This window comes from Sphingobacterium chungjuense, assembly GCF_011316935.1.
GTDB classification, from domain to species: Bacteria; Bacteroidota; Bacteroidia; order Sphingobacteriales; family Sphingobacteriaceae; genus Sphingobacterium; species Sphingobacterium chungjuense.
The window spans coordinates 71,381-93,542 of sequence record NZ_WLYS01000001.1; the positions used below are offsets into that span (position 1 = coordinate 71,381).

Genomic DNA, 22,162 nt, shown 5'->3' on the forward strand with positions numbered 1-22,162 from the left:
TTTGAGTCCCAAAATATAGTTTATCATGACATTATCTCCTTTAACTGCTGTCACTCCTATCGATGGCAGGTATTACCATACGACAAACGAGCTTTCTGCCTACTTCTCTGAATTTGCGCTGATTAAATACCGCGTATTGGTTGAAGTAGAATATTTTATTGCCCTAAGCACTTCTGGTATTCCGCAAATGGCACATCTCGATGGAAGCCTCAACGACAAACTTCGTGAGATTTATCAAAATTTTAGTTTAGAAGATGCCCAATGGATCAAAGACACCGAAAAGGTGACCAACCACGACGTAAAGGCGGTTGAGTATTTCTTGAAGCATAAATTCGAATTGTTGGGCTTGCATGATTCATTGGAATTTATCCACTTCGGCCTTACCTCGCAAGATATTAATAATACGGCTATCCCCTATTCTTGGAAAGCGGCTTTGGAAGAAGTGTATCTACCAACATTACAAGAATTGGTGAATGAATTGAAAGGTTTAGCTACAGAATGGCGCGACATTCCGATGTTGGCGCGTACACACGGGCAACCTGCTTCTCCAACGACGTTGGGAAAAGAAGTTTTTGTTTTTGTAGAACGCTTGGAAAAACAATTGGACTTATTGGCTCAGGTGCCGCATTCGGCCAAGTTTGGTGGTGCTACAGGAAATTTCAATGCGCACACGGTGGCGTATCCAACGCAAAACTGGGTAGCTTTTGGGAATCAATTTGTGCAGGAAAACTTAGGTTTATCGCGGTCGCAAACAACGACACAGATCGAGCATTACGATAATTTTGCTGCAAGCTGTGATGCGTTGAAGCGTATCAACAATATATTGATCGACTTGTGTAGAGATGTGTGGTCTTATATTTCTATCGATTATTTTAAGCAGAAAATCACAGCCGGACAGATTGGTTCGTCGGCAATGCCGCATAAAGTAAATCCCATTGATTTTGAAAATGCGGAAGGCAATTTAGGCATTGCTAATGCTATTTTTGAGCATCTAGCTGCCAAATTACCGATCTCTAGATTGCAGCGCGATTTGACGGATTCTACCGTATTGCGCAATATTGGCGTACCATTTGGGCATACCTTGATTGCTTTCAAATCTACCTTGCGCGGATTGCGTAAATTGATCTTGAACCAAGATGCGCTGGCCAAAGATTTGGAAAACAATTGGGCAGTCGTGGCCGAAGCGATTCAGACGATTCTTCGTCGGGAAGGCTATCCAAAACCATACGAAGCATTGAAAGATTTGACCCGCACCAATTCGCACATCACGCAAGAAACTATTGCAGAATTTGTTCAGAATCTAAACGTATCAGAAGATGTAAAACAAGAGCTGATCGCGATCTCGCCAAGCACCTACATTGGAGTGAAGGCGGCAGGTTTTACGGATTAATGACGAGTGTAAAATTTTCATCACGTATATTTGTAAAAGTTATACCCATTTGAAATTACCATGGCTACGATAAACGTATATACAGAAACAACACCTAACCCAGCTACCATGAAGTTTTTGGTCAATAAATTATTGATCAATGGCAGTGTGGATTTCCCAGATCAGGAGAAAGCGCAGGCATCTCCATTTGCAAGAGAATTATTCAAATTCAACTTCGTGAATGGTGTATTTTTCGCGAGCAACTTTGTGACGATTACGAAAACTGACGATGCTGATTGGAGCGATATCGAGGCCTTGCTAAAGGAGTTCGTCAAGGGCGCTGTGGAATCAGAATTGAAGGTGCAAGAAGTAGTTGCTGATGAGAATGTATCTTTCGAAGGCACAGAAACTGAAGTTAAGATACAACAGGTACTGCACGATTATGTACGCCCTGCTGTAGAGCAAGATGGTGGAGCGATTGCTTACAAATCTTTTGAAAATGGCACGGTAACCGTAGAGCTTCGTGGTTCTTGCAGTGGTTGCCCGTCTTCTACCATTACGCTTAAAGCGGGTATTGAAGGCTTATTGAAAAGAATGGTGCCTGATGTAGAGGAAGTGGTAGCAGAAGCAATGTAATTCTCTCTACAAGTACTTTAGACAATTTCAAGATAGTCGAAGGGCATGTTGCAATAGCAACATGCCCTTCTTGCATTTCAGCTCTGCACGCTGCGATAAAATTCTTCGCTAATCATTGCGTGATTCTATAAAATAGAAAATAAAATAATCTATTAATTTGGTAGACTTTAATAAATGTTTTACATTTGCTTATAACGAACAAAATTAACTAAAAATAAAAATCAGTTTTTATATGAGCAATACAATACGTAATACATTAACGGATGTCAACGGGGTTCATCCATTCACTATATATTATTGTCCTTCACACTACATGTGTATGTGAGCCTAACTAGCTCTAGTTTTAAGCTTCAGCAAAAAATTCAGCTTCTCCTCCCAGCTTTATAGTAAATCAAGTGCCGTGTAATATATGACCCTCACTTGCCTTTATCATACCATTAACCATTCAAAAAAATGAAAACTAAAAGAGTATCAAAATACTCTTGGCTATTACTGTTGTTGTTATCCATCATTTCTAGCAGCAAAGGACAACAAACCTCCCCTATCATTAACGCATCCTTGGAAGGCATCGTGATCGATGCGAATACCAAAGAACCAATCGAAGGCGCTACTGTGCAACTCGAAGCAGTTACACATCTTGTACGGACGGATGCTAGTGGAAAATTTGTCTTCGTGACGGGCCAAAAGCTTCCTTTTTCTGTGACAATTTCCTATGTGGGATATGCCACCAAAACATTAATTATTTCTAAATCTCCCACTGTTATCGAATTAGAAAGCGATTTGTCGGGTCTGGAGGAAGTCGTGATTGTTGGTTATGGCGCAGTCAAGCGCAGAGATCTAACTGGAGCGGTTGCTTCTTTGCCCAATGAATACCTCAAACAAAATATATCGGCGTTAGATCAAGTACTAAAGGGCGGAATATCCGGTGTGCAGGTGACGCAGACTTCAGGTCAGCCCGGCGGTGGTGTGAGTGTACGCATTCGTGGCGGAGCGTCAATCCAAGGCGGAAACGAGCCATTATACGTTATCGATGGTTTTCCGATCTACAACCAACCCGAAAGCACCGGTATAAACTCCGGCACCGCTCTCAATCCATTAGCGAGCATTAACCCATCTGAAATAGAAAGCATGGAAGTGCTCAAAGACGCCGCAGCCACCGCCATATATGGATCTAGAGGTGCCAATGGTGTGGTGATAGTCACCACCAAAAAAGGAATAAATGGCGGCGCAAAGCTCACGTATGACGGTACTTTCGGCGCACAAAGTGCTATTAAACAAATCGACGTTTTAGGTGCACAAGATTTCGCAACTCTTCGTAATGAAGTGATGTATGATACCAACCCCTCGCTTGGAAGACAGCAATATCTCTCGCAAAATGCCATAGATGCATTGGGAGCCGGCACCAATTGGCAGGATGAAGCTTTTAGAACGGCACGAGTGTTGAACCAGCAATTATCTCTCCTAGGTGGTGGTGATCGGGTTCAATACTATGTTGGAGCAAATTACTTCGATCAACAAGGCATCATCAAAAACACTGATTTCAAACGAATAGGTTTTCGTAGTAACATCAGTGCAAGACCTTATGAAAAGCTTCAAATAGGCGTCAACTTATCGATTAATCGTACGCAGGCACAGATTGCACCAACCAGAATCGTCAATTCGCTTTTAATCATGCCTCCCACAGCCACTGTTTATGAAGCGGATGGAAGCTATACACTCCGAAATCCATTTGAAAACATCTTTGCCAACCCCATCGCTTCACTCTTGGAGACGACAAATCAACAAGTGGGACTGCGTACATTGGGAACTACTTTTGCACAATACGATATTGTGCCCGGTTTGCAGGCCAAAGTTCTATTGGGCGCAGATCTTAACACGCGCACGGATAAGTTCTATCTTCCTTCCTATATCTACGAAGGATCCGTCAATAATGGACGAGCCAATCTGGGAAGTTTAGATTATTACTCGTGGCTCAATGAGAATACCTTGACCTACACCAAATCGATCAACCAGCATAATTTCAATATGCTGCTTGGGTTCACCCAGCAAGAGGCGCGCAGCGCCATCTTCAACGCAGGTTCTGAAAACTTCGTGACCGACGAATTGCTGTACAACAGCCTACAAAGTGGATCTACTTTATTACGCCCAGAATCCGGATCGTATGCTTGGGTACTGCATTCTTTCATTAGCAGAGTCGGCTACAATTACCTCAACAAATATTATGCAACCGCCAGCCTGCGGCGAGACGGCAGTTCGCGATTTGGCGCAAACAATAAGTGGGGGAATTTTCCTTCTTTAGCCTTATCATGGCGCGTCAGCGAAGAAAACTTCCTGAAGGAAAGAGCGTCATTTCTGCAAGATCTGAAACTTCGTACCAGCTTCGGAATGACGGGTAATCTAGAAATCGGACAATACCAATCGCTTTCTACCTTATATGCCCTCAATTATCAGATCGGCAACAGCATTGCGACTGGATTTGCTTCAAGAGGACTGCCCAACGAAAATTTGGGTTGGGAAACAACCTATCAATATGATGCCGGAATTGACCTATCTCTATTCAACAATCGGCTGCAATTCATCTTCGATTGGTATTATAAGAAAACCGACGATCTTCTACTCAATGTAGAAGTGCCTTGGACATCGGGGTATGCCAACTCCTTAAAAAACTTTGGTTCCGTTCGAAATACCGGCCTAGAGCTTAATCTTAAAAGCAGCAATATTACCGGTAAACTAACATGGACTACAGACCTAAACTTATCCTTGAATAGAAACAAGGTGTTGTCGCTTGCCGATGGAAATTCTTCGCTAATCATAGGCAACTACATCATCCAAGTCGGGCAACCATTGGGCACATTCTACGGTGCTGCGACCGATGGCATTCTTCAATTAGGCGAAGAAACGACGCGCGGCGTGTATACTGGTAATGCTATACCCAGAGCTGGTGATCGACTTTATGTGGACGTAGATGGAGATGGTCAATTCACGACGGCTAATGACCGACGAATACTTGGCAACGCACAACCAAATTATCTATTTGGTATCACCAACACCCTATATTATAAAGGATTTGACCTGAGCATACTCGTTCAGGGAACAGTGGGAAACAAAATTCTGAATATCAATAGACAAGAACTAGAGATGTTTACCGGACAACAAAATGCTTCGACAGATGCGTTGCAACGCTGGACTCCAGAAAATCCGTCGAACTCCTACCCAAGGGCAAAGCTGGACCCCGCACCCATCTTCTCCGATCAATTCGTCGAAGACGGATCTTTCCTACGATTGCAATCACTACAATTCGGTTATACAATTCCAAAAAGCTGGAGCAATCATACCCTATCCAGCGTGCGCTTTTATATGGTAGGTCAAAACTTGTTGACATGGACAAAATATCGTGGATTTGATCCGGAGGTTACCTCGGGTAGCAATGTACAAATTGGTACGGATCTCGGCATTTATCCCGTTGCAAAATCCTTATCAATCGGCGCATCGATTACATTTTAAATAAAAGCACATATCATGAATCACAAGATCATTATAGCATATACTTCTCTATTGAGTACCTTGTCTGCTTGTTCTACTTTAGAGGAAAAGCCAGAGGCGTTATTAGTTTCCGAGCAGTTTTACCTGACAGAAGTACAAGCTACATCTGCTGTGACAGGCACGTATCGCAAATTGTATGAGAGCGGACAATCTTTATACAACAGCCTCATTCAGATTGGTGTAGAAATGGCGACAGATGATTACGAAGCCGGACCGCGTGCCCGTAACCCACATGTGCGCGCGATCAGTGGGCTAACGCATGATGCATCTAACGACCGCATGGAACAACTGTGGAAACAGAGCTACGATGCGATCAACGCATCTAATCTGAACATCAAAAATATTACCGCGATGACCGATAATCAGATTAGACCAAATATTAAAAATCGCCTATTACTCGAAGCTAAGTTTCTTCGCGCTTTGCATTACTTTAATCTGGTGCGCTGGTTTGGAGATGTTCCGTTGATAATAGATCCTGTAACTTCATTGACACCCGCTCAGCTCTACGTATCTAAATCTTCCGAAGAAACGATTTATACACAGATACAGAACGATCTACTCGAAGCACAGGACTTGCCCGGTTATCTCGAATACAATGAACTAGACCGAGGTCGTGCTACGCGTGGCGCAGCCAAAAGCCTACTGGCCAAAGTATATTTAACACAAGAGCTTTGGCAATTGGCCAGAGACAAGAGTAAAGAGGTCATCGATGAAGAAGGCTATGGCTTATTCAACACCTTCGCAGAGGTATTTGCCACCGATCGCAAAAATGGCGTAGAACATATCTTTTCCGCGCAGTTTCAGGGAAACAGCGGCTATCAGGGCAACAGCTTGGCGAGTCGTTCCGCGCCTGCAGATATTCCCGGTATTAATGGAGATTATGCTGATGCACTGCATCTTGAAGGTAGGCTATACCAAGCATTCGAAAGCACAGATAGTCGGCGAACTATCACCTTTACCACGGGAAAAACTTCACCGGTAGACGGACAATATTATGGCTTAGCCCAACCACAATTCGATAAGTATTATGACGAAAGTGTAATTGGAAATCAGGATCAGTCTTCTAAAAATCTGCCGATTATCCGCTTTGCTGAGGTATTATTAATATATGCCGAAGCAGAAAATGAACTAAGCGCGGCACCATCTCCCGAAGCCATCTCTGCGCTAAATAAAGTACGCGCCAGAGCAAATGCCACACTGTATCTAGGCGGAGACGACGGCGATAGCTTTCGGGAATTGATCTTCGAAGAAAGACGAAAAGAACTGGTCTATGAATATCAGCGCTGGTTTGATTTAGCCAGACGTGGTGCAGACTATTATGTCGCAAAACTGCGAACCGCCAATAAATTACTAGCAGCACCACGTCACATTCACTTTCCCACACCGCAGCGCGAACTCAACATTAACCCAAATCTTAGCCAGCACCCCGATTGGATCAATTTTTAAAAAAAAACGCTATCATGAAGAAGATACTCACCAGCATGTTCGTACTATGTGGTCTTTACACTGCGGCACATGCGCAAAGCAATATACGACCCAATATCATTTTGATACTAGCGGACGACTTAGGTTACTCAGACTTAGGAGCCTACGGCTCTGAAATAGCAACACCACATCTAGATCGTCTGGCTCAAGAAGGCATGCGCTTCCAACAGTTTTACAACAACTCGATATGCGCGCCCACCAGAGCTTCCTTGATTACCGGCCAGTATCAGCACAAAGCGGGCGTCGGCTATTTTTCGAACGATCTTGGATTGCCGGCCTATCAAGGTTACATCAACGCCGAATCATTAACTTTTGCCGAAGTACTTCAAGCTAATGGTTACCTCACACTCACTTCTGGCAAATGGCATGTATCGGGCAATGGCCAGAGTTATCCTTGGCAGCGCGGTTTTGAAAAAGTTTTTCCAAAAAATGAAAAATCCGCCAATACCGGAGCGCCCACATTCGGCAGCGTAGAGACAGATGATGAAGGTTATCCACTCGCAGATTACTACAGTACCAATGTGATCAACATGCATGCAGAGCAATTTTTGGATGAGATCAAAGGACAGTGTCAACCATTTTTTCTTTATTTGGCACACACCGCACCGCATTGGCCATTGATAGCGCTTCCAGAAGATATCGCCAAATACAACGGCAGGTACGACAAGGGTTGGTTTGCTTTGCGGGAAGAACGCTTTGAGCGCCAAAAGAAATTAGGAATTGTGGATCAGCATACAATTCGCTCCATCCCAGAAGAAGACCTGTACAAGTGGGACAAACTGTCGTACGATCAGCAGCAAGCTTGGGCAAGAAAAATGGAGGTATTTGCTGCAATGGTAGATCGTCTGGATCAAAGCATTGGCTCCTTGCTTAGCAAGCTAGAACAAAATGGCCAATTGGATAATACCGTTATCTTATTTTTATCGGATAATGGTGCTCCCGCTGAAGATTTGATCACATGGTTTGGTGGCGCTCGCGCAAATAAAGGGCCGGTAGGAACAGTGGGATCTTTTGAATCACAGAGCAAAAATTGGTCTTATGCTTCGAACACGCCTTTCAAAGCGTACAAAGATTATTTGCATGAAGGGGTAATCAACAGTCCATTCATCGCTTGGTTTCCAAAAAAGATTAAAGCCAATACCGTCGTGCAAGGCACAGGGCATGTGATAGATTTGGCGCCTACCTTGTATGAGTTAGCGCAAGCCGAATACCCGAAAAATTATCAGGCCGTGCAGTCCCACCCGTTGCCCGGCAAAAGTTTAGTCCCAGTACTCACGGGTATATCACAAACCGTAGACCGTCCTGAAGGTCTTTTTTGGGAACGAGCTGGCAATCGAGCTGCACGCATGGGCAAATGGAAGTTGGTATCTACTTGGCCATCCTATAGCTGGGAATTGTACGATTTGGAGCAAGATCCGACCGAAACGAATGATGTAGCGAAACAACAACCGGCTGAAGTTTCCCGTCTTGCAACGGCCTATTTTAATTGGGCTAATCAAAATGACGTGGTTGATTTTTACTTACTGGAAGATAAGGAACCACAAGAGATGAAAAAATTCAGAGCAAGCAAACAACAATAATGTACAGCTGCGATCCAACTATCAACTACATAAAAGTATCAAGGTCACTAGAACAAAACGAATATCTTGCTCCTACAAAATCAAATATTACACTTATAAGTATGTTAAAACAGTATGAAACTTCTTAAAGGAATAGTAAAAATAGTGCTAATAGGCTTGCTAATTTCCAAGCAAATGTATGCACAAGAACTACCTTCTTGCTGCACCGATAACATCGTGTCGCGCGCAGCACTCTTAGCGCAGCATGACCGCGAAACACAGCAGGATTCTAAGTTTGCACCGGAAACTCAAATGATACTTATCCAAGGAGGCACATTCTCTATGGGAAGCACCCGCTTCCCTGACGCACAAATAATTCGAGATGTAACGATATCCGATTTTTGGATTGATGCGACAGAAGTAACCAATGCACAATTTGCCCGTTTCGTAGAAGCGACCGGCTATATTACGGTGGCTGAACGGGCGCTGAATCCTCAAGATTTTCCGGGAGTAAATCCTGATTTACTTGTTCCCGGATCTGCCGTATATAGCCCTACTGATGCGGTGAATGGTTTTCAAAATCACTTACAATGGTGGCAATTCGTTCCATCTGCATCTTGGCATCATCCGGAAGGGCCAGAGAGCAACATCAGCGGTCGCGAAAATCATCCAGTCGTACATGTAGCTTATGAAGATGCTGAAGCCTATGCAAAATGGACTGGCAAACGCTTACCAACAGAGGCCGAGTGGGAATATACGGCAAGAGGCGGCTCAGACTCTAATGCCGAATTTTATTGGGGAAATGATTTGAAAATAGACGGTAAATGGCAAGCCAATATTTTTCAAGGAACATTTCCTGAGAACAACACCAAAGAGGATGGGTACACACATACTGCACCAGTCGGCGCTTTCCCACCTAATGGCTACGGGCTCTATGATATGTCGGGAAATGTATGGGAATGGTGTTCTGATTTCTACCAACCAAGCTATGATCCAATGCAAACTTCTGATCCAACAGGCCCAAAATCGTCCTACGATCCACAAGAGCCCCGTGCCATAAAACGGGTACAGCGCGGCGGCTCTTTCTTATGTAATGATCAATATTGCGAACGCTACAAAGCAGGTGCACGCGGCAAAGGTGAAGTCAATAGCACGACAAATCATATTGGCTTTCGCTGCGTCAGCGATGTGACTACTATCCAAAATCGTGAATGAGCTTTACAGAATGATTAATCATTTGAATTTTATTACCAGAGAATTAACGGAGTAGTATACCTAAAACAATGTAGTAATAGCCATTTACTGATCTGCACAATGGCGTTGATACAAACAATCTGTTTTTCACATTTCATCTAAATACTCTTTTAAAATTGAGTATATTAGGGAAATTTTGATAAAACCTGATACATAATGAGTGCAGATATCACTAAGTTAGAACAAATTGCATCCCAAGTAAGGCGCGACATCGTGCGTATGGTTCATTCTTGTCAATCCGGTCATCCGGGTGGATCCCTGGGCTGTACCGATTATTTCGTTGCTTTGTATTTCCATGCCATGAAGCATGATCCTTCGTTTAATTTCAACGCGGCTGGCGAAGATCTATTCTTCCTGTCAAACGGGCATATTTCTCCTGTATTCTACAGCACGCTAGCGCGTGCAGGCTATTTCCCTGCTTCGGAGTTGGCTACTTTCAGACAGATTAACTCTCGTTTGCAAGGTCACCCGACCACGCATGAGCATCTTCCAGGAATTCGTATCGCATCTGGTTCGTTAGGCCAAGGTCTTTCAGTAGCGATCGGTGCAGCTCAAGCGAAAAAACTAGATAAAGATTCGCAAACGGTATACGTATTGATGGGCGATGGTGAACTGCAAGAAGGACAAGTCTGGGAAGCAGCCATGTACGCTGCACACAACAAGATGGACAACGTCATTGCGGCAGTAGACTACAATGGCGCGCAGATTGATGGCGCGACCAAAGACGTCTTGAGTTTAGGCGATCTTCGTGGGAAATGGGAAGCATTTGGCTGGGATGTGTTGGACATCGAAAAAGGAAACGATATGGCGTCGATCATTGCAGGATTGGACGAAGCAAAATCACGTTCGGGCAAAGGCAAGCCAGTAATGATCTTATTACACACGGGCATGGGATATGGCGTAGATTTCATGATGGGATCGCACAAATGGCATGGTGTAGCACCTAATGACGAACAATTAGCTTCGGCTTTGGCGCAAAATCCAGAAACGTTAGGCGATTACTAGTCGATACAATACGACTTATCTATCGGATCACTAAACAAATCAGAACAGTAAAGAAGACATGAAAAAATACACATATACAGAATCAAAGGATACACGTTCGGGCTTCGGCGCAGGCCTTTTAGAAGCTGGAAAAAAGAACGAAAATGTAGTGGCACTATGTGCCGACCTAATTGGTTCGTTGAAGATGAATGATTTCATCAAAGAATTTCCTGAGCGATTCTTTCAAATCGGTATCGCTGAGGCCAATATGATGGGGATCGCTGCAGGGTTGACCATTGGCGACAAAATTCCTTTTACAGGAACATTTGCCAATTTCTCTACCGGCCGCGTCTACGATCAGATTCGTCAATCTATAGCTTATTCGGATAAAAACGTGAAGATCTGTGCTTCACATGCCGGATTAACTTTAGGAGAAGACGGAGCAACTCACCAGATCTTGGAAGATATTGGTTTAATGAAAATGTTGCCAGGCATGACGGTCATCAATACCTGTGACTTCAACCAAACAAAAGCGGCTACCTTAGCGTTGGTAGATCATGTGGGTCCTACCTATTTGCGTTTTGGCCGCCCTGTCGTGCCAAACTTTACGCCTGCAGATCAGGAATTCGTGATTGGAAAAGCGGTCATGCTGAACGAAGGTACGGATGTGACGATCGTCGCTACGGGACACTTAGTTTGGGAAGCGATCCAAGCCGGTGAAGAGTTGGAGAAATTGGGTATCTCGGCAGAGATTATCAATATTCACACCATCAAACCTTTGGACGAAGAAGCGATCTTGGCTTCTGTCGCGAAGACAAAGTGTGTCGTGACAGCAGAAGAGCACAATAGACTAGGCGGCCTAGGTGATAGCGTTGCACAAGTATTGGCACGCCAACTACCGAGTCCACAAGAATACGTAGCAGTAGATGATAGCTTTGGCGAATCAGGCAAACCAGACGAATTGATGGATAAGTATGGCCTGAACGCAGCTGCGATTGTTGCCGCTGCACGCAAAGTGATAACGCGTAAATAATATATGGAAGACGATCTAATAATAGCCAAGTTTGCCAACGAGAATACGAGAGAAGAAGCCTTCAATCTGTTACTCAAAAAATACCAGCAGAAAATATATTGGCACGTACGCCGTATGGTCATCGATCATGATGATGCCGACGATGTGGTGCAGGACGTTTTTGTGAAGGTATGGCGCAATTTGGAAAAGTTTAGAGAAGATTCCCAACTATACACGTGGCTTTATCGTATTGCCACGAATGAATGTATTACCTTTTTGAATAAGAAGAAGCAGAAACAACATGTCTCGTTAGATGAAGAGGACTCCTCCTACCTGTCGAGCACGCTGACTGCTTCCTCTTATTTCAATGGAGATGCGGCGCAGATGAAATTGCAACAAGCATTACTCAAGTTGCCAGAGAAACAACGCTTAGTCTTTAATATGAAATATTTCGAAGATCTTAAATACGAAGAAATATCAGAGATCGTGGGAACGAGCGTAGGAGCGCTTAAAGCGTCTTACCATTTAGCGGTGAAGAAAATAGAACTTTTTTTTCGATCAAACGATTAAACCTTTTCGAAGCGGTTCACTCTATAGACTTATTATGAAGGAAATCAATACATACGACGACAATCTTGAAGGAGGAGAACTTCCCGATTTCCGTGCTGTAAATCCCTTCACGGTGCCTTCCGATTATTTTGAGGAAGCTGCTGCACACATCAAGCGTGTATGCCAGTTAGCTTTTGTCGAAGATGTTGCACCGTTGTCTGATCCAAGTATTTCTCCAACCTATTTCGAAGATCTTACCACACAAATTAAGCTTCGCATTTCTTTAGAAGAAATTTTATCAGATAGAAAAACATCTGGTTTTGATCTTCCAGCAGACTATTTTGCCGAGGCAGAACAGGAAATCTTATCCGCTGTAAAGCTTGACACGCTCGTTGGTGCTTCTCAAGAAGATATTTTCCAAGTGGAGGATAACCAGTATTTTGATTCTTTGAGCACGCGAATCAAAGAGCGTATTGCCAGCGAATCTTATGATCTAGAAAATAAGCCCGAACCGGTTAAGGTAGTTTCTATAAAGCCATGGATCAAATATACTGCAGCAGCAGCTTGTTTGATATGCGTATTGTCTATTGGCGCATATTTTGGACTAAATTCTGATCAAGCAGCCTCACCTGTTGTACAGACAGCTGTTGCAGAGACCTCCTTGTCTACCATATCGGATGATGAATTGGTCGATTACATTGCTTTTAATAATGATAGCGATGATTTGCATTATTACGTAGATTATATCTATGCCAGTGACCAAGAACAAAATGAAGATGAAGTGCGTTGCTCGGAGCTGGAAGACAAAGATTTAGAAGCTTATATAAAACACATGTTATAATGATCCGTTTGAATCAAATTTTATTGACCTTATTCGTATCCTGTAGTATGATGTTGACCGCTACAGCTCAGAACGACGATCGTTTTGAGAAGATTGAAAACCAAAAGATAGCATATATTACCAAGCATCTGAACATTACTACATCGGAGGCGCAGCGTTTTTTCCCGCTCTACAATCAGTATAGTAAAAGTATGCAGAACATAAAATCTGCCAAATCTAATCTACGATCTCATCAGCACGAACATCAGAATAGTGATATGATCGAGTTCGATAGTAAAGAGGTGGAGTTGAAGAAACAGTATCGTAACAAATTTGCCGAAGTAATTGGGGCAGCGCGAGCATCGCAATTCTTCATGGTGGAGCAAGAATTCAAAGATATGCTTTATCGAGAATGGCAAAGCCGACAAAATAGATAGAAAGAAGCTCCAAAGCTTCTTTCTTTGTTTTAGGGCATGTACCTTTGCAGCTATGATCAGCAATAGAGAACTTTTCCTCCGTAATACGGCACAGACTTCCAATTCACCTCGGTTAGTAGAAATCGCTAAAGCGGAAGGAATCTATCTTTATGGCCCTGATGGCCAGCAATACATGGATCTGGTTTCCGGTTTCAACGTGAGCAATATCGGCCATCGGCATCCCAAGGTGATCGAAGCGATTCAGCAACAATTAGACAAATACCTGCATGTCACGGTATATGGCGAATTTGTGCAAGCGCCACAAGTGCAGTTTGCGACAGAACTGTTGGCTTGCTTACCTGCCTCTTTTGGCTCCGTTTACCTTACTAACTCCGGCGCTGAGTCGGTAGAAGGCGCTATGAAGCTCGCTAAAAAATTCACCGGTAGAAGGCAAATCATCGCGGCTCGCAAGGCCTATCATGGAAGTACACAAGGCGCATTAAGTTTGATTGGCAATGAAGATTACCATCGTGCTTATGCTCCACTCCTTCCTGAAATATCTTTCATTGATTTTGGTGCGATTGCTGATCTCAACTTAATTACCCAAGATACTGCCGCCGTCATTATCGAGCCGATACAAGGCGAAGCTGGTGTACGCGTACCAACGGCAGAATATATGCAGGCGCTACGCGCAAAATGTACAGAAATGGGTACATTGCTCATCTTTGATGAAATTCAAACGGGATTTGGCCGCACCGGAAAAATGTTTGCCTTTGAGCACTTTGGTATCGTTCCCGATGTATTAATGCTGGCAAAAGGAATCGGAGGCGGCATGCCTCTAGGCGCATTCGTCGCGCCAAAACATCTAATGGATGTGTTCAAAGACAATCCGATGCTAGGCCATATTACCACCTTCGGCGGACATCCCGTGAGCTGTGCTGCGGCGCTTGCTTCATTGGCTGTCATTCAAGAAGAAAAGTTGGTAGAACAGGTAGCAGCTAAAGCGAATCACTTTCGAAAAGCATTGGACATTCCACAAATAAAAGAAATCCGAGGGCTGGGACTCATGATGTGCCTGCAACTGGAAACATTCGATCAAGTCTATGCGGTGAGCAACTATTGCGCAGCACGTGGCGTGATGATCGATTGGTATTTGCATTGCGAAACGGCACTTCGATTAGCGCCACCGCTCACCATATCTGCAGCAGAAATTGATCAAGCGTGCGCTGTGATTCTAGCTGGAATACGCGAGGTAATTGGCTAATTATTGGAATTATGACTAATAAATTCCCAATCTAACTTTAACGATATAGCCAAGTGATCGCTTAGGTGCTCGCCATCATCGGTCGAGAACAAATCGTCTTCTATAGCGTAGCTCTTAGGAATTAATTTCACATTTTTCCCGTGACGATATAATATCTTGTCGATCGATTCCATCTCGGGCTTTAGCTCTAGCTTATGAGGAATCATGAAGTCAGCATAAGGCTCCGGTATTTTACCTTCTAGAAAAAAATCGACCCAAGGATCTACTACACCGGTTTGCTTTTTAAAATCATGAATGTTATCGCCCATAAACGCATAATGCGCATTGAAATCGCCCATCACGATTAGTGGATTGTCTTTCGAATGCGCATTGATATAATCTGCTAGCTGCTCCATATTGTGTCTTCGCGCTTGGACAGCGGCATTATTAGTATGTGCAGTAGCATGCATATTATACAAATCAAGAAACACGTCTTTGGCAAGTTGTACTCGCATGTAAGCAAAGCCTTTAGGCGTGAGACAATCTGTACCACTACAGTGTAGCCAAGGAACGCGACGAATCTCCATGATTGGATATTTGGAAAGCGTATTTAATCCATCTCCAAAGGGCACTTTGCCTTTGGTCTCCGTACGGAAAGGGTGCTGGTTATATTGATATAGATCCACGTTGTAGTGAAAATCTTCTTGAACATTGATAAGATCAAACTGATCGACCTTTAAACCAATCGCACGAATACTTTCGGCACGGGGCGTCTTGGCACTTGAGATTACTTGTGGCAATCCAGCAATATTATAAGTCAACAAATTGAGGCTGCCTGCATGGGCATCCGTCAATTCGTGTTGCACACTATACACGTAGGTATTCCGCGCTGTCGCACGCTTGTAATTCACCATGTACCAAATCATAATACCGAAAATGAGCAAAATACCAACGATAAGGCGCCAACGCTCGTACGGAATAAAGACACTCGTCCATGCCATGACTTTAAGGTGTTGTTCTACTACCAAAGTGATAAAACTCATATGACGTTTATGCTAATTTGCTGTTAATATTTTACTTAATTCAGTACCCTCTAATATACTAACAATAAACTACCACGAATAGTTTATTCATTAAAGTTTAACGCTGGCAACATCTACAATTAATATCCCTTAGGTAGATTTATAAAATACGCTTACAGCCTATGATAAAAGTTGCGTTATTTGCGGAGATCCTGATCAAAGACTTTGATGGAGCCGCTCGTACATTTTTTCAACTAATCGACCGCATAGATCGGGAAGAGTTTTCTTATCTATTCGTATATGGCAATGGCCCGGAGCAATTTAGAGATTTCAAATCTGTAAAAACCCCGCGATTACGCCTTCCTGTCAATGATGATTATTCTCTGGCACTACCCGCCCTGACGAAACAGCGTCTTTATACCCAACTAGATGAGTTTGCTCCTGATGTTATTCACATCACCACACCATCAGCATTGGGCTTCTTTGCATTGCGCTACGCGCAAAAAAGAAATATACCGGTGATCAGCATTTATCACACCCATTTCTTAGCTTACATCCCCTATTACTTTAAGAATTTGCCCTTTCTGGTAAAGCCTGTCATGAATTGGATGGCTGGAGCGATGCTCCGTTTTTACAATAGCTGCGATAAGATCTATGTACCCACTCCAAGTATGCTGCGTAGCTTGGAACAAATTGGCATTAATCCAAAACGCATGACGCTATGGCAACGCGGTATCAATGTAAAGCTGTTCAACCCAGCACATCGCAATAGTAAATTTATCCAGAGGGTAACGGGGAATAATCGCAAAAATATCCTGTTTGCCAGTCGACTGGTCTGGGAGAAAAACGTACAAGCACTAATAGGCTTGGCTAGTCTAATTGATACGCTATCATTACCATATAATATGATTATTGCGGGCGATGGTGCAGCCATGAAAGATATGCAGCGGCAAATGCCCCATACTTACTTTTTGGGCAAGCAAGATCACGAAGCTTTAGCTACTTTGTACGCATCGGCCGATGTCTTCGTTTTCCCATCCATCTCAGAAACATATGGCAACGTAGTCACCGAAGCAATGGCATCTGGTTTACCCTGTGTGATTGCTAATGGCGGTGGCAGCGCCGACTTAGTTTCACACGGAATAGACGGGTTTAAATGTGATCCAATGAATCCAGAAGAATACCTACGCTACATCAGGCAACTTTTAGAAGATCCGGAATTATATGGTCAGATAAGAGCTAACGCGTTGGCATCGGTGCAACAACTGAGCTGGGATGCGTTGGCTAATCGATACTTTGATGATGTGGAGCAACTGGCCGGTAAAAAAGAGGCGAAATGGATATGGAAAGCTAGTTAATGCATATTATCAAGTACATCATCATTATCACAGTCTGCTTTTGCATGGCACTGTTCCTCTATCAAACAGATTTTAAATCCGTTTTCGGTACGCTATCGGCAGTAGGCTTTAGCGCTTTACTCGTTTTTCCGCTTACGGCATTCGCCTACTATTTGGGGACCTTATCATGGCAAGTTCTGTTGGCCGAGAGCTCACAAAAAATAAATACTTTTCGGCTGTTCTTTATCCGACAAGTTGGCGAGACAGTCGGACTTTTTAACCCAACCAGTATAGTCGGCGGAGATCTGACCAAAGTATACTACCTACAGAAATACCAAATCAGCGAACGATCGGCCGCGAACTCGGTTGTATCCTCCCGTATGACGATGATATTATCTCAAATATTATTAGCAACTATCGCACTCATCTGGCTGCTATACCAAACTGGAGAAACGGATTGGATGACAAATACACGAACAGCACTATACATATTGCTATTTGTGCTATGTACGGTACAGATCGGATTATTCTACTGGATCTATCGCCCGCACTATATAGCACCTTCTCTGGTACAGGAGATGACAGCAACTGGAAGAATTGATCGACTTAAAAACAAAATGCTGCTGATATTATCCGACTTAAAAACAACTGTTCGAGCAGATCGAAAAGCATTTATCTTATCCTATTCCCTTGCCTTGCTGCACTGGGTGGTAGGCAGTCTGGAATTTTTTCTGATCTTATCTTTTTTGGGAATAGATCTCGCGATAATGCAAGCAGTACTGATGGATATGGGTGTGATCCTGATCAAAAGCGTAGGAGCATTTATTCCCGGTCAAATTGGAGTAGAAGAATTTGGCAATAAAATCGTATTAGCAGCCATCGGTGTACAAAGTGGAGTCATCTGGCTAAGTATTTCTTTACTACGCAGATCCCGGCAATTGGTGTGGGCTCTCGTTGGTTGTATCGCTTATTTCTTTTTTAGCAAACAGATCAAACCTCCATACGTCGTCCATGAGTGAATTTTCCGTGCTGTTCGTAAGTCATAAATACCCGCCAAGTACCGGTGGGATGGAAAAGCAAAGCTATGAATTGATCACGCGCATGCATCAATATGCAAAAGTGTATCCATTGGTCTATGAAGGATCGGAATCTATTATTCAATTTTTCAGAAAATTAAATAGACGAATCCTAGACTTGGTGCATCAACATGCAGAAATTCGTATCATTCATTTTAACGATGGACTAATCGCCAGCCTTGCACTATATCACAGCGGATATGATCATTTGAAAAAAGTGGTCACGGTACATGGCTTGGATGTGGTATTTCCTTTAGGTTTTTATCAGCGCAAGATCCTTCCTCGATTCAATCGTTTCGATCAGATCATTGCCGTGAGCCAAGCGACCGCAGAGGAGATTATAGCTCGCGGAGTCGAGCGCCATCGGGTACAAGTCGTTGCGAACGGCATTGACCACGAATGGTCGAATGAAAGGACTATGGACAAAATAGATGCGTTATTGCAAAAGCATCGGGTACCCCTTGGAAAACAGTACTTGGTGCTACTCGGCAGGCCGGTGAAGCGTAAAGGTTTTTCATGGTTTATCAAGGAAGTGCTTCCGCATTTAAATCCGAAGTATCATGTATTGCTGATTGGTCCTTTTATGCCTAAGATTTCCTCCCGAGAACGATTATTTAGTATCATCCCTGCGCGATGGCAACAGCTGCTGATGCTCTTTTTAGGTCACCCTTCTGACCAACGCGCATTGAGAGCATTACTGCAAAATCCGGCCTATTCGGAAAGAGCAAGTCACTTAGGTAAAATTGTGACAGAGGAACTTCAAGTGGTGTTACTTGAAGCGACAGCCTTTATCATGCCTAACATTTCAGTATCGGGCGATATGGAAGGATTTGGATTGGTCTGTCTGGAAGCGAGTAGCAACGGCGCCATCGTATTTGCTGCCGAAATGGAAGGTATCACAGACGCCATTCAGCACCAAAAAAATGGATTTTTGGTCAAATCAGGAAATCCTGCTGCCTGGATAGAAAGTCTTGATCGCTTGGATAATAACACGCAAGATATTTCAACGCTACGCCAACAGTTTCGTGATTATACGCTGGCACAATTTAGCTGGGATAAAATGACGAAAGGATACTTTGCTATATTTTGCTCACTGCTTGAAGAGCACATACAAAAAACTCCCGAACGCATATAAACGATCAGGAGTTTAAATATCTGATAAGATTAAGTGGTTTACTTATTCTTTCCGAAGCCTAAAATTTCAAAAACGATTTTGAAAGCGATAAGCGATGCGATAATGATAGCAATATTGGCAATCCAAGAGAACAAAGATCCAAACTGATCTAGCGCTACAATCACATCAGGTACAAAACGGATAAAAACACCGATCAAACCAATGATGATGGCGAAGGTCAGGGTTACATAATATTCTGTACGATTCGCATTATTGTCGGTCGTCTTTGCCGGCCTTTCAAACACTGTATTTTCCATAAAATTGTTGATCTCTTTTAAATACGTCACAAATGTACGAAAGTCTGCATCCGATTGAAAATAAATTTCAAAAATATCGTTGCATACTTTTGTTTTTTATTTTAAAAATCTAATGGAGATGGGTACGCGAAAGTATAGGACAGTTCGCGTGCAATGCGCTCGCCGATAACCACCTTATCGTACGATACATCCTCTTCGAAAACAGCGGGTAAGTCATATCCATATTTCGCTGCCGAAGCACGGATTACATCTTCCTTTTTAGGATGTTGCGGACATACCAGATTGTATGTAGCGTGTGACAGCGATTGGGTGAAACCTAGCCAAAGTAATTGAATCACATCATCTAGATGAATGAAATTAGCAGACTGTTGCCCACTCTGACAAACCTTACCTTGAAAATATTTGGCAAAGATGCGCTCTTGTCCAAATAATCCACCTAATCGGTATACGATCGTATCTGGCAAAGACCACATCTGCTTTTCAGCAAGCAGTAAATGCTTGCTCATCTCCTCCTCTATCGCAAAGGACTCATCAAATGATCGAGATTGCTCGGGATAAATACCAATAGAACTTAGGTAAATATGCTTTTGATAAGTCAGCCCTTCCAAAGCATGATATAGATTTCGAAATCTGTTTTCCAAAGTCGGTAAATCGTTCTTTTTGGAAGCGGGTATGCTATTCAGTATATAATCAAAGTGCAGATCCTTCAGTAGAAGATCTGTACTTTGATCGAAATCGTGTACCAAGGCATTCAAGCCTTGAGCTTGCAATCGCTGTGCTTTCTCGGCAGATGTAACCGTGACGGTAACTTCTTGTCCGCGATCTATGGCTAATTGTGCAAATGCTTCACCAACCCATCCGCATCCAAGAATTAAGAAATGAGCCATAGCGATGTATGATATAGTGGCAAAGAATTAATATGCTTTAGCAAAAAGTACGCGATGGCGAGATGGCTTACCTGTAAAAATACAAATACCTTCCTCTTCCTTCACATCCAATGGAATACAGCGAATCGTAGCTTTAGTTTCGTCTTTAACACGTTTTTCCGTCTCTACTGTACCATCCCAATGGCAGGATACAAATCCACCTTTACCATCCAATACGGATTTAAACTCGTCATAACTGTCTACTGGCGTGATGTGTTCGTCGCGGAACGTACGTGCTTTTGTATATATAGCTTCTTGAATTTCATCCAATAGCGCTACCACATGATCTGCTAACCCTTCTTGAGAAACTGTTTCTTTGGTTTGGTTATCTCTTCGAGCGAGTTCTACCGTACCATTTGCCATATCTCGAGCGCCTAGAGCGATACGCAAAGGCACACCTTTTAGTTCCCATTCAGCAAACTTAAAGCCCGGACGCTGGGTATCGCGATCGTCGTACTTGACAGAAATATCGCGACTTTTCAGCTCGCTGGACAAAGTATCCACATAGTTGTCGATTGCTTGCTTCTCTTCTTCGGTACGGAAAATAGGCACAATCACAATTTGAATTGGCGCTAATTTAGGAGGCAATACCAAGCCTTGATCATCTGAGTGCGCCATAATAAGCGCGCCCATCAGGCGTGTAGAAACGCCCCAAGAGGTCGCCCATACATGCTCTAATTTACCTTCTTTGGAGGTAAACTTCACATCAAAAGCTTTTGCAAAATTCTGCCCCAAGAAATGGGATGTACCTGCTTGCAGAGCTTTACCATCTTGCATCAAGGCTTCTATACAATAGGTATCCAGTGCTCCTGCAAAACGTTCGTTCTCCGTTTTACGACCACGAATGACTGGTACAGCTAAGGTACCTTCTGCAAATTCAGCATATACGTCCAACATGCGTTCTGCTTCTTCAATCGCTTCCGCCTCTGTCGCATGAGCCGTGTGCCCTTCTTGCCACAGAAATTCTGCAGTACGTAAGAATAAGCGTGTTCTCATTTCCCAACGCACGACATTCGCCCATTGGTTAACCAATATCGGTAGGTCTCTGTAAGATTCTACCCATCCTTTATAGGTATTCCAGATAATGGTTTCTGATGTTGGCCTTACAATCAGCTCTTCCTCTAACTTAGCGTCTTCATCGACGATGATGTTACCATTGCCATCATTTTTCAGACGATAATGGGTCACCACAGCACATTCTGTCGCAAAACCTTCTACGTGCGAGGCTTCTTTTGAAAAGAAAGATTTCGGTATAAAAAGTGGAAAGTAAGCATTGGAGTGACCTGTCTCTTTAAATCGTTTGTCTAAAACCGCTTGCATGCGCTCCCAGATGGCATATCCATACGGCTTAATCACCATACAACCGCGAACAGCAGAGTGTTCGGCCAAATCCGCTTTTACTACTAAATCATTATACCACTGCGAATAATCTTCGCCTCTACTCGTAATACCCTTACTCATAAAATCTTTGAATCGAAAAATATGTTTATTTTAGTGAGC

General features: G+C 43.3%; 19 protein-coding genes. 15 read left to right on the forward strand and 4 right to left on the reverse strand.

The genetic code is table 11. The features are described from left to right. Positions 1 to 25 precede the first annotated feature (25 nt). The 12 genes from purB to GKO22_RS00350 all read left to right on the forward strand — a co-directional run bounded on the left by purB (position 26) and on the right by GKO22_RS00350 (position 14,891). Positions 26 to 1,390, forward strand: a complete 1,365-nt coding sequence (gene purB, locus GKO22_RS00295) for an adenylosuccinate lyase (protein WP_166332158.1) — start codon at positions 26 to 28, stop codon at positions 1,388 to 1,390. 60 nt (positions 1,391 to 1,450) lie between these two features. Further along, positions 1,451 to 2,005: a NifU family protein gene (locus GKO22_RS00300; protein WP_166332159.1), complete on the forward strand. Its 555-nt coding sequence runs from the start codon at positions 1,451 to 1,453 to the stop codon at positions 2,003 to 2,005. A 453-nt stretch (positions 2,006 to 2,458) separates the two neighbouring features. Further along, entirely contained in the window at positions 2,459 to 5,509 is a 3,051-nt protein-coding gene (locus GKO22_RS00305; RefSeq protein WP_166332160.1) for a SusC/RagA family TonB-linked outer membrane protein, read from the forward strand. Positions 5,510 to 5,524: 15 nt separating this feature from the next. Next, positions 5,525 to 6,994, forward strand: a complete 1,470-nt coding sequence (locus tag GKO22_RS00310) for a RagB/SusD family nutrient uptake outer membrane protein (protein ID WP_166332161.1) — start codon at positions 5,525 to 5,527, stop codon at positions 6,992 to 6,994. A gap of 14 nt (positions 6,995 to 7,008) precedes the next feature. After that, positions 7,009 to 8,613 (forward strand): arylsulfatase, encoded by a 1,605-nt coding sequence (locus GKO22_RS00315; RefSeq protein ID WP_166332162.1) that lies wholly within the window; start codon positions 7,009 to 7,011, stop codon positions 8,611 to 8,613. Between the two features lie 114 nt (positions 8,614 to 8,727). Next, positions 8,728 to 9,807, forward strand: coding sequence for a formylglycine-generating enzyme family protein (locus GKO22_RS00320; RefSeq protein ID WP_166332163.1), 1,080 nt, complete (start codon positions 8,728 to 8,730; stop codon positions 9,805 to 9,807). A 195-nt stretch (positions 9,808 to 10,002) separates the two neighbouring features. Continuing rightward, a complete protein-coding gene (locus GKO22_RS00325) occupies positions 10,003 to 10,851 on the forward strand; it encodes a transketolase (RefSeq protein ID WP_166332164.1) in 849 nt (282 codons plus the stop codon). Positions 10,852 to 10,909: 58 nt separating this feature from the next. After that, positions 10,910 to 11,863: a transketolase family protein gene (locus tag GKO22_RS00330; protein WP_166332165.1), complete on the forward strand. Its 954-nt coding sequence runs from the start codon at positions 10,910 to 10,912 to the stop codon at positions 11,861 to 11,863. Between the two features lie 3 nt (positions 11,864 to 11,866). After that, the gene (locus GKO22_RS00335; protein ID WP_166332166.1) at positions 11,867 to 12,412 is read left to right on the forward strand and encodes an RNA polymerase sigma factor; all 546 of its coding nucleotides are present in this window, start codon (positions 11,867 to 11,869) and stop codon (positions 12,410 to 12,412) included. Positions 12,413 to 12,446: 34 nt separating this feature from the next. After that, positions 12,447 to 13,232, forward strand: coding sequence for a hypothetical protein (locus GKO22_RS00340; protein WP_166332167.1), 786 nt, complete (start codon positions 12,447 to 12,449; stop codon positions 13,230 to 13,232). Next, positions 13,232 to 13,648 (forward strand): hypothetical protein, encoded by a 417-nt coding sequence (locus tag GKO22_RS00345; protein WP_166332168.1) that lies wholly within the window; start codon positions 13,232 to 13,234, stop codon positions 13,646 to 13,648. The genes GKO22_RS00340 and GKO22_RS00345 overlap by 1 nt, the downstream gene beginning before the upstream one ends. A gap of 52 nt (positions 13,649 to 13,700) precedes the next feature. Then, entirely contained in the window at positions 13,701 to 14,891 is a 1,191-nt protein-coding gene (locus tag GKO22_RS00350) for an aspartate aminotransferase family protein (RefSeq protein WP_206367759.1), read from the forward strand. Here the strand turns inward: GKO22_RS00350 and GKO22_RS00355 are convergent. Continuing rightward, complete coding sequence (locus GKO22_RS00355) at positions 14,888 to 15,913, reverse strand: endonuclease/exonuclease/phosphatase family protein (protein ID WP_240920073.1); 1,026 nt, start codon at positions 15,911 to 15,913, stop codon at positions 14,888 to 14,890. The genes GKO22_RS00350 and GKO22_RS00355 overlap by 4 nt on opposite strands. A 161-nt stretch (positions 15,914 to 16,074) precedes the next feature. On the opposite strand from GKO22_RS00355, the gene GKO22_RS00360 reads away from it, so the two are divergent. The 3 genes from GKO22_RS00360 to GKO22_RS00370 are packed head-to-tail and all read left to right on the forward strand — an operon-like array spanning position 16,075 to position 19,440. Continuing rightward, complete coding sequence (locus GKO22_RS00360) at positions 16,075 to 17,250, forward strand: glycosyltransferase family 4 protein (protein ID WP_166332169.1); 1,176 nt, start codon at positions 16,075 to 16,077, stop codon at positions 17,248 to 17,250. Beyond that, positions 17,250 to 18,248, forward strand: coding sequence for a lysylphosphatidylglycerol synthase transmembrane domain-containing protein (locus tag GKO22_RS00365; RefSeq protein WP_262886468.1), 999 nt, complete (start codon positions 17,250 to 17,252; stop codon positions 18,246 to 18,248). Before GKO22_RS00360 ends, GKO22_RS00365 begins: the two co-directional genes overlap by 1 nt. Next, complete coding sequence (locus GKO22_RS00370; protein ID WP_166332171.1) at positions 18,241 to 19,440, forward strand: glycosyltransferase family 4 protein; 1,200 nt, start codon at positions 18,241 to 18,243, stop codon at positions 19,438 to 19,440. Before GKO22_RS00365 ends, GKO22_RS00370 begins: the two co-directional genes overlap by 8 nt. A 38-nt stretch (positions 19,441 to 19,478) precedes the next feature. Here GKO22_RS00370 and GKO22_RS00375 read toward each other — a convergent pair whose 3' ends face one another. The 3 genes from GKO22_RS00375 to proS all read right to left on the reverse strand — a co-directional run bounded on the left by GKO22_RS00375 (position 19,479) and on the right by proS (position 22,123). Continuing rightward, entirely contained in the window at positions 19,479 to 19,736 is a 258-nt protein-coding gene (locus GKO22_RS00375) for a hypothetical protein (RefSeq protein WP_166332172.1), read from the reverse strand. 101 nt (positions 19,737 to 19,837) lie between these two features. Next, complete coding sequence (locus GKO22_RS00380; protein WP_166332173.1) at positions 19,838 to 20,623, reverse strand: NAD-dependent epimerase/dehydratase family protein; 786 nt, start codon at positions 20,621 to 20,623, stop codon at positions 19,838 to 19,840. Positions 20,624 to 20,650: 27 nt separating this feature from the next. After that, the gene (proS, locus tag GKO22_RS00385; RefSeq protein ID WP_166332174.1) at positions 20,651 to 22,123 is read right to left on the reverse strand and encodes a proline--tRNA ligase; all 1,473 of its coding nucleotides are present in this window, start codon (positions 22,121 to 22,123) and stop codon (positions 20,651 to 20,653) included. Positions 22,124 to 22,162 lie beyond the last annotated feature (39 nt).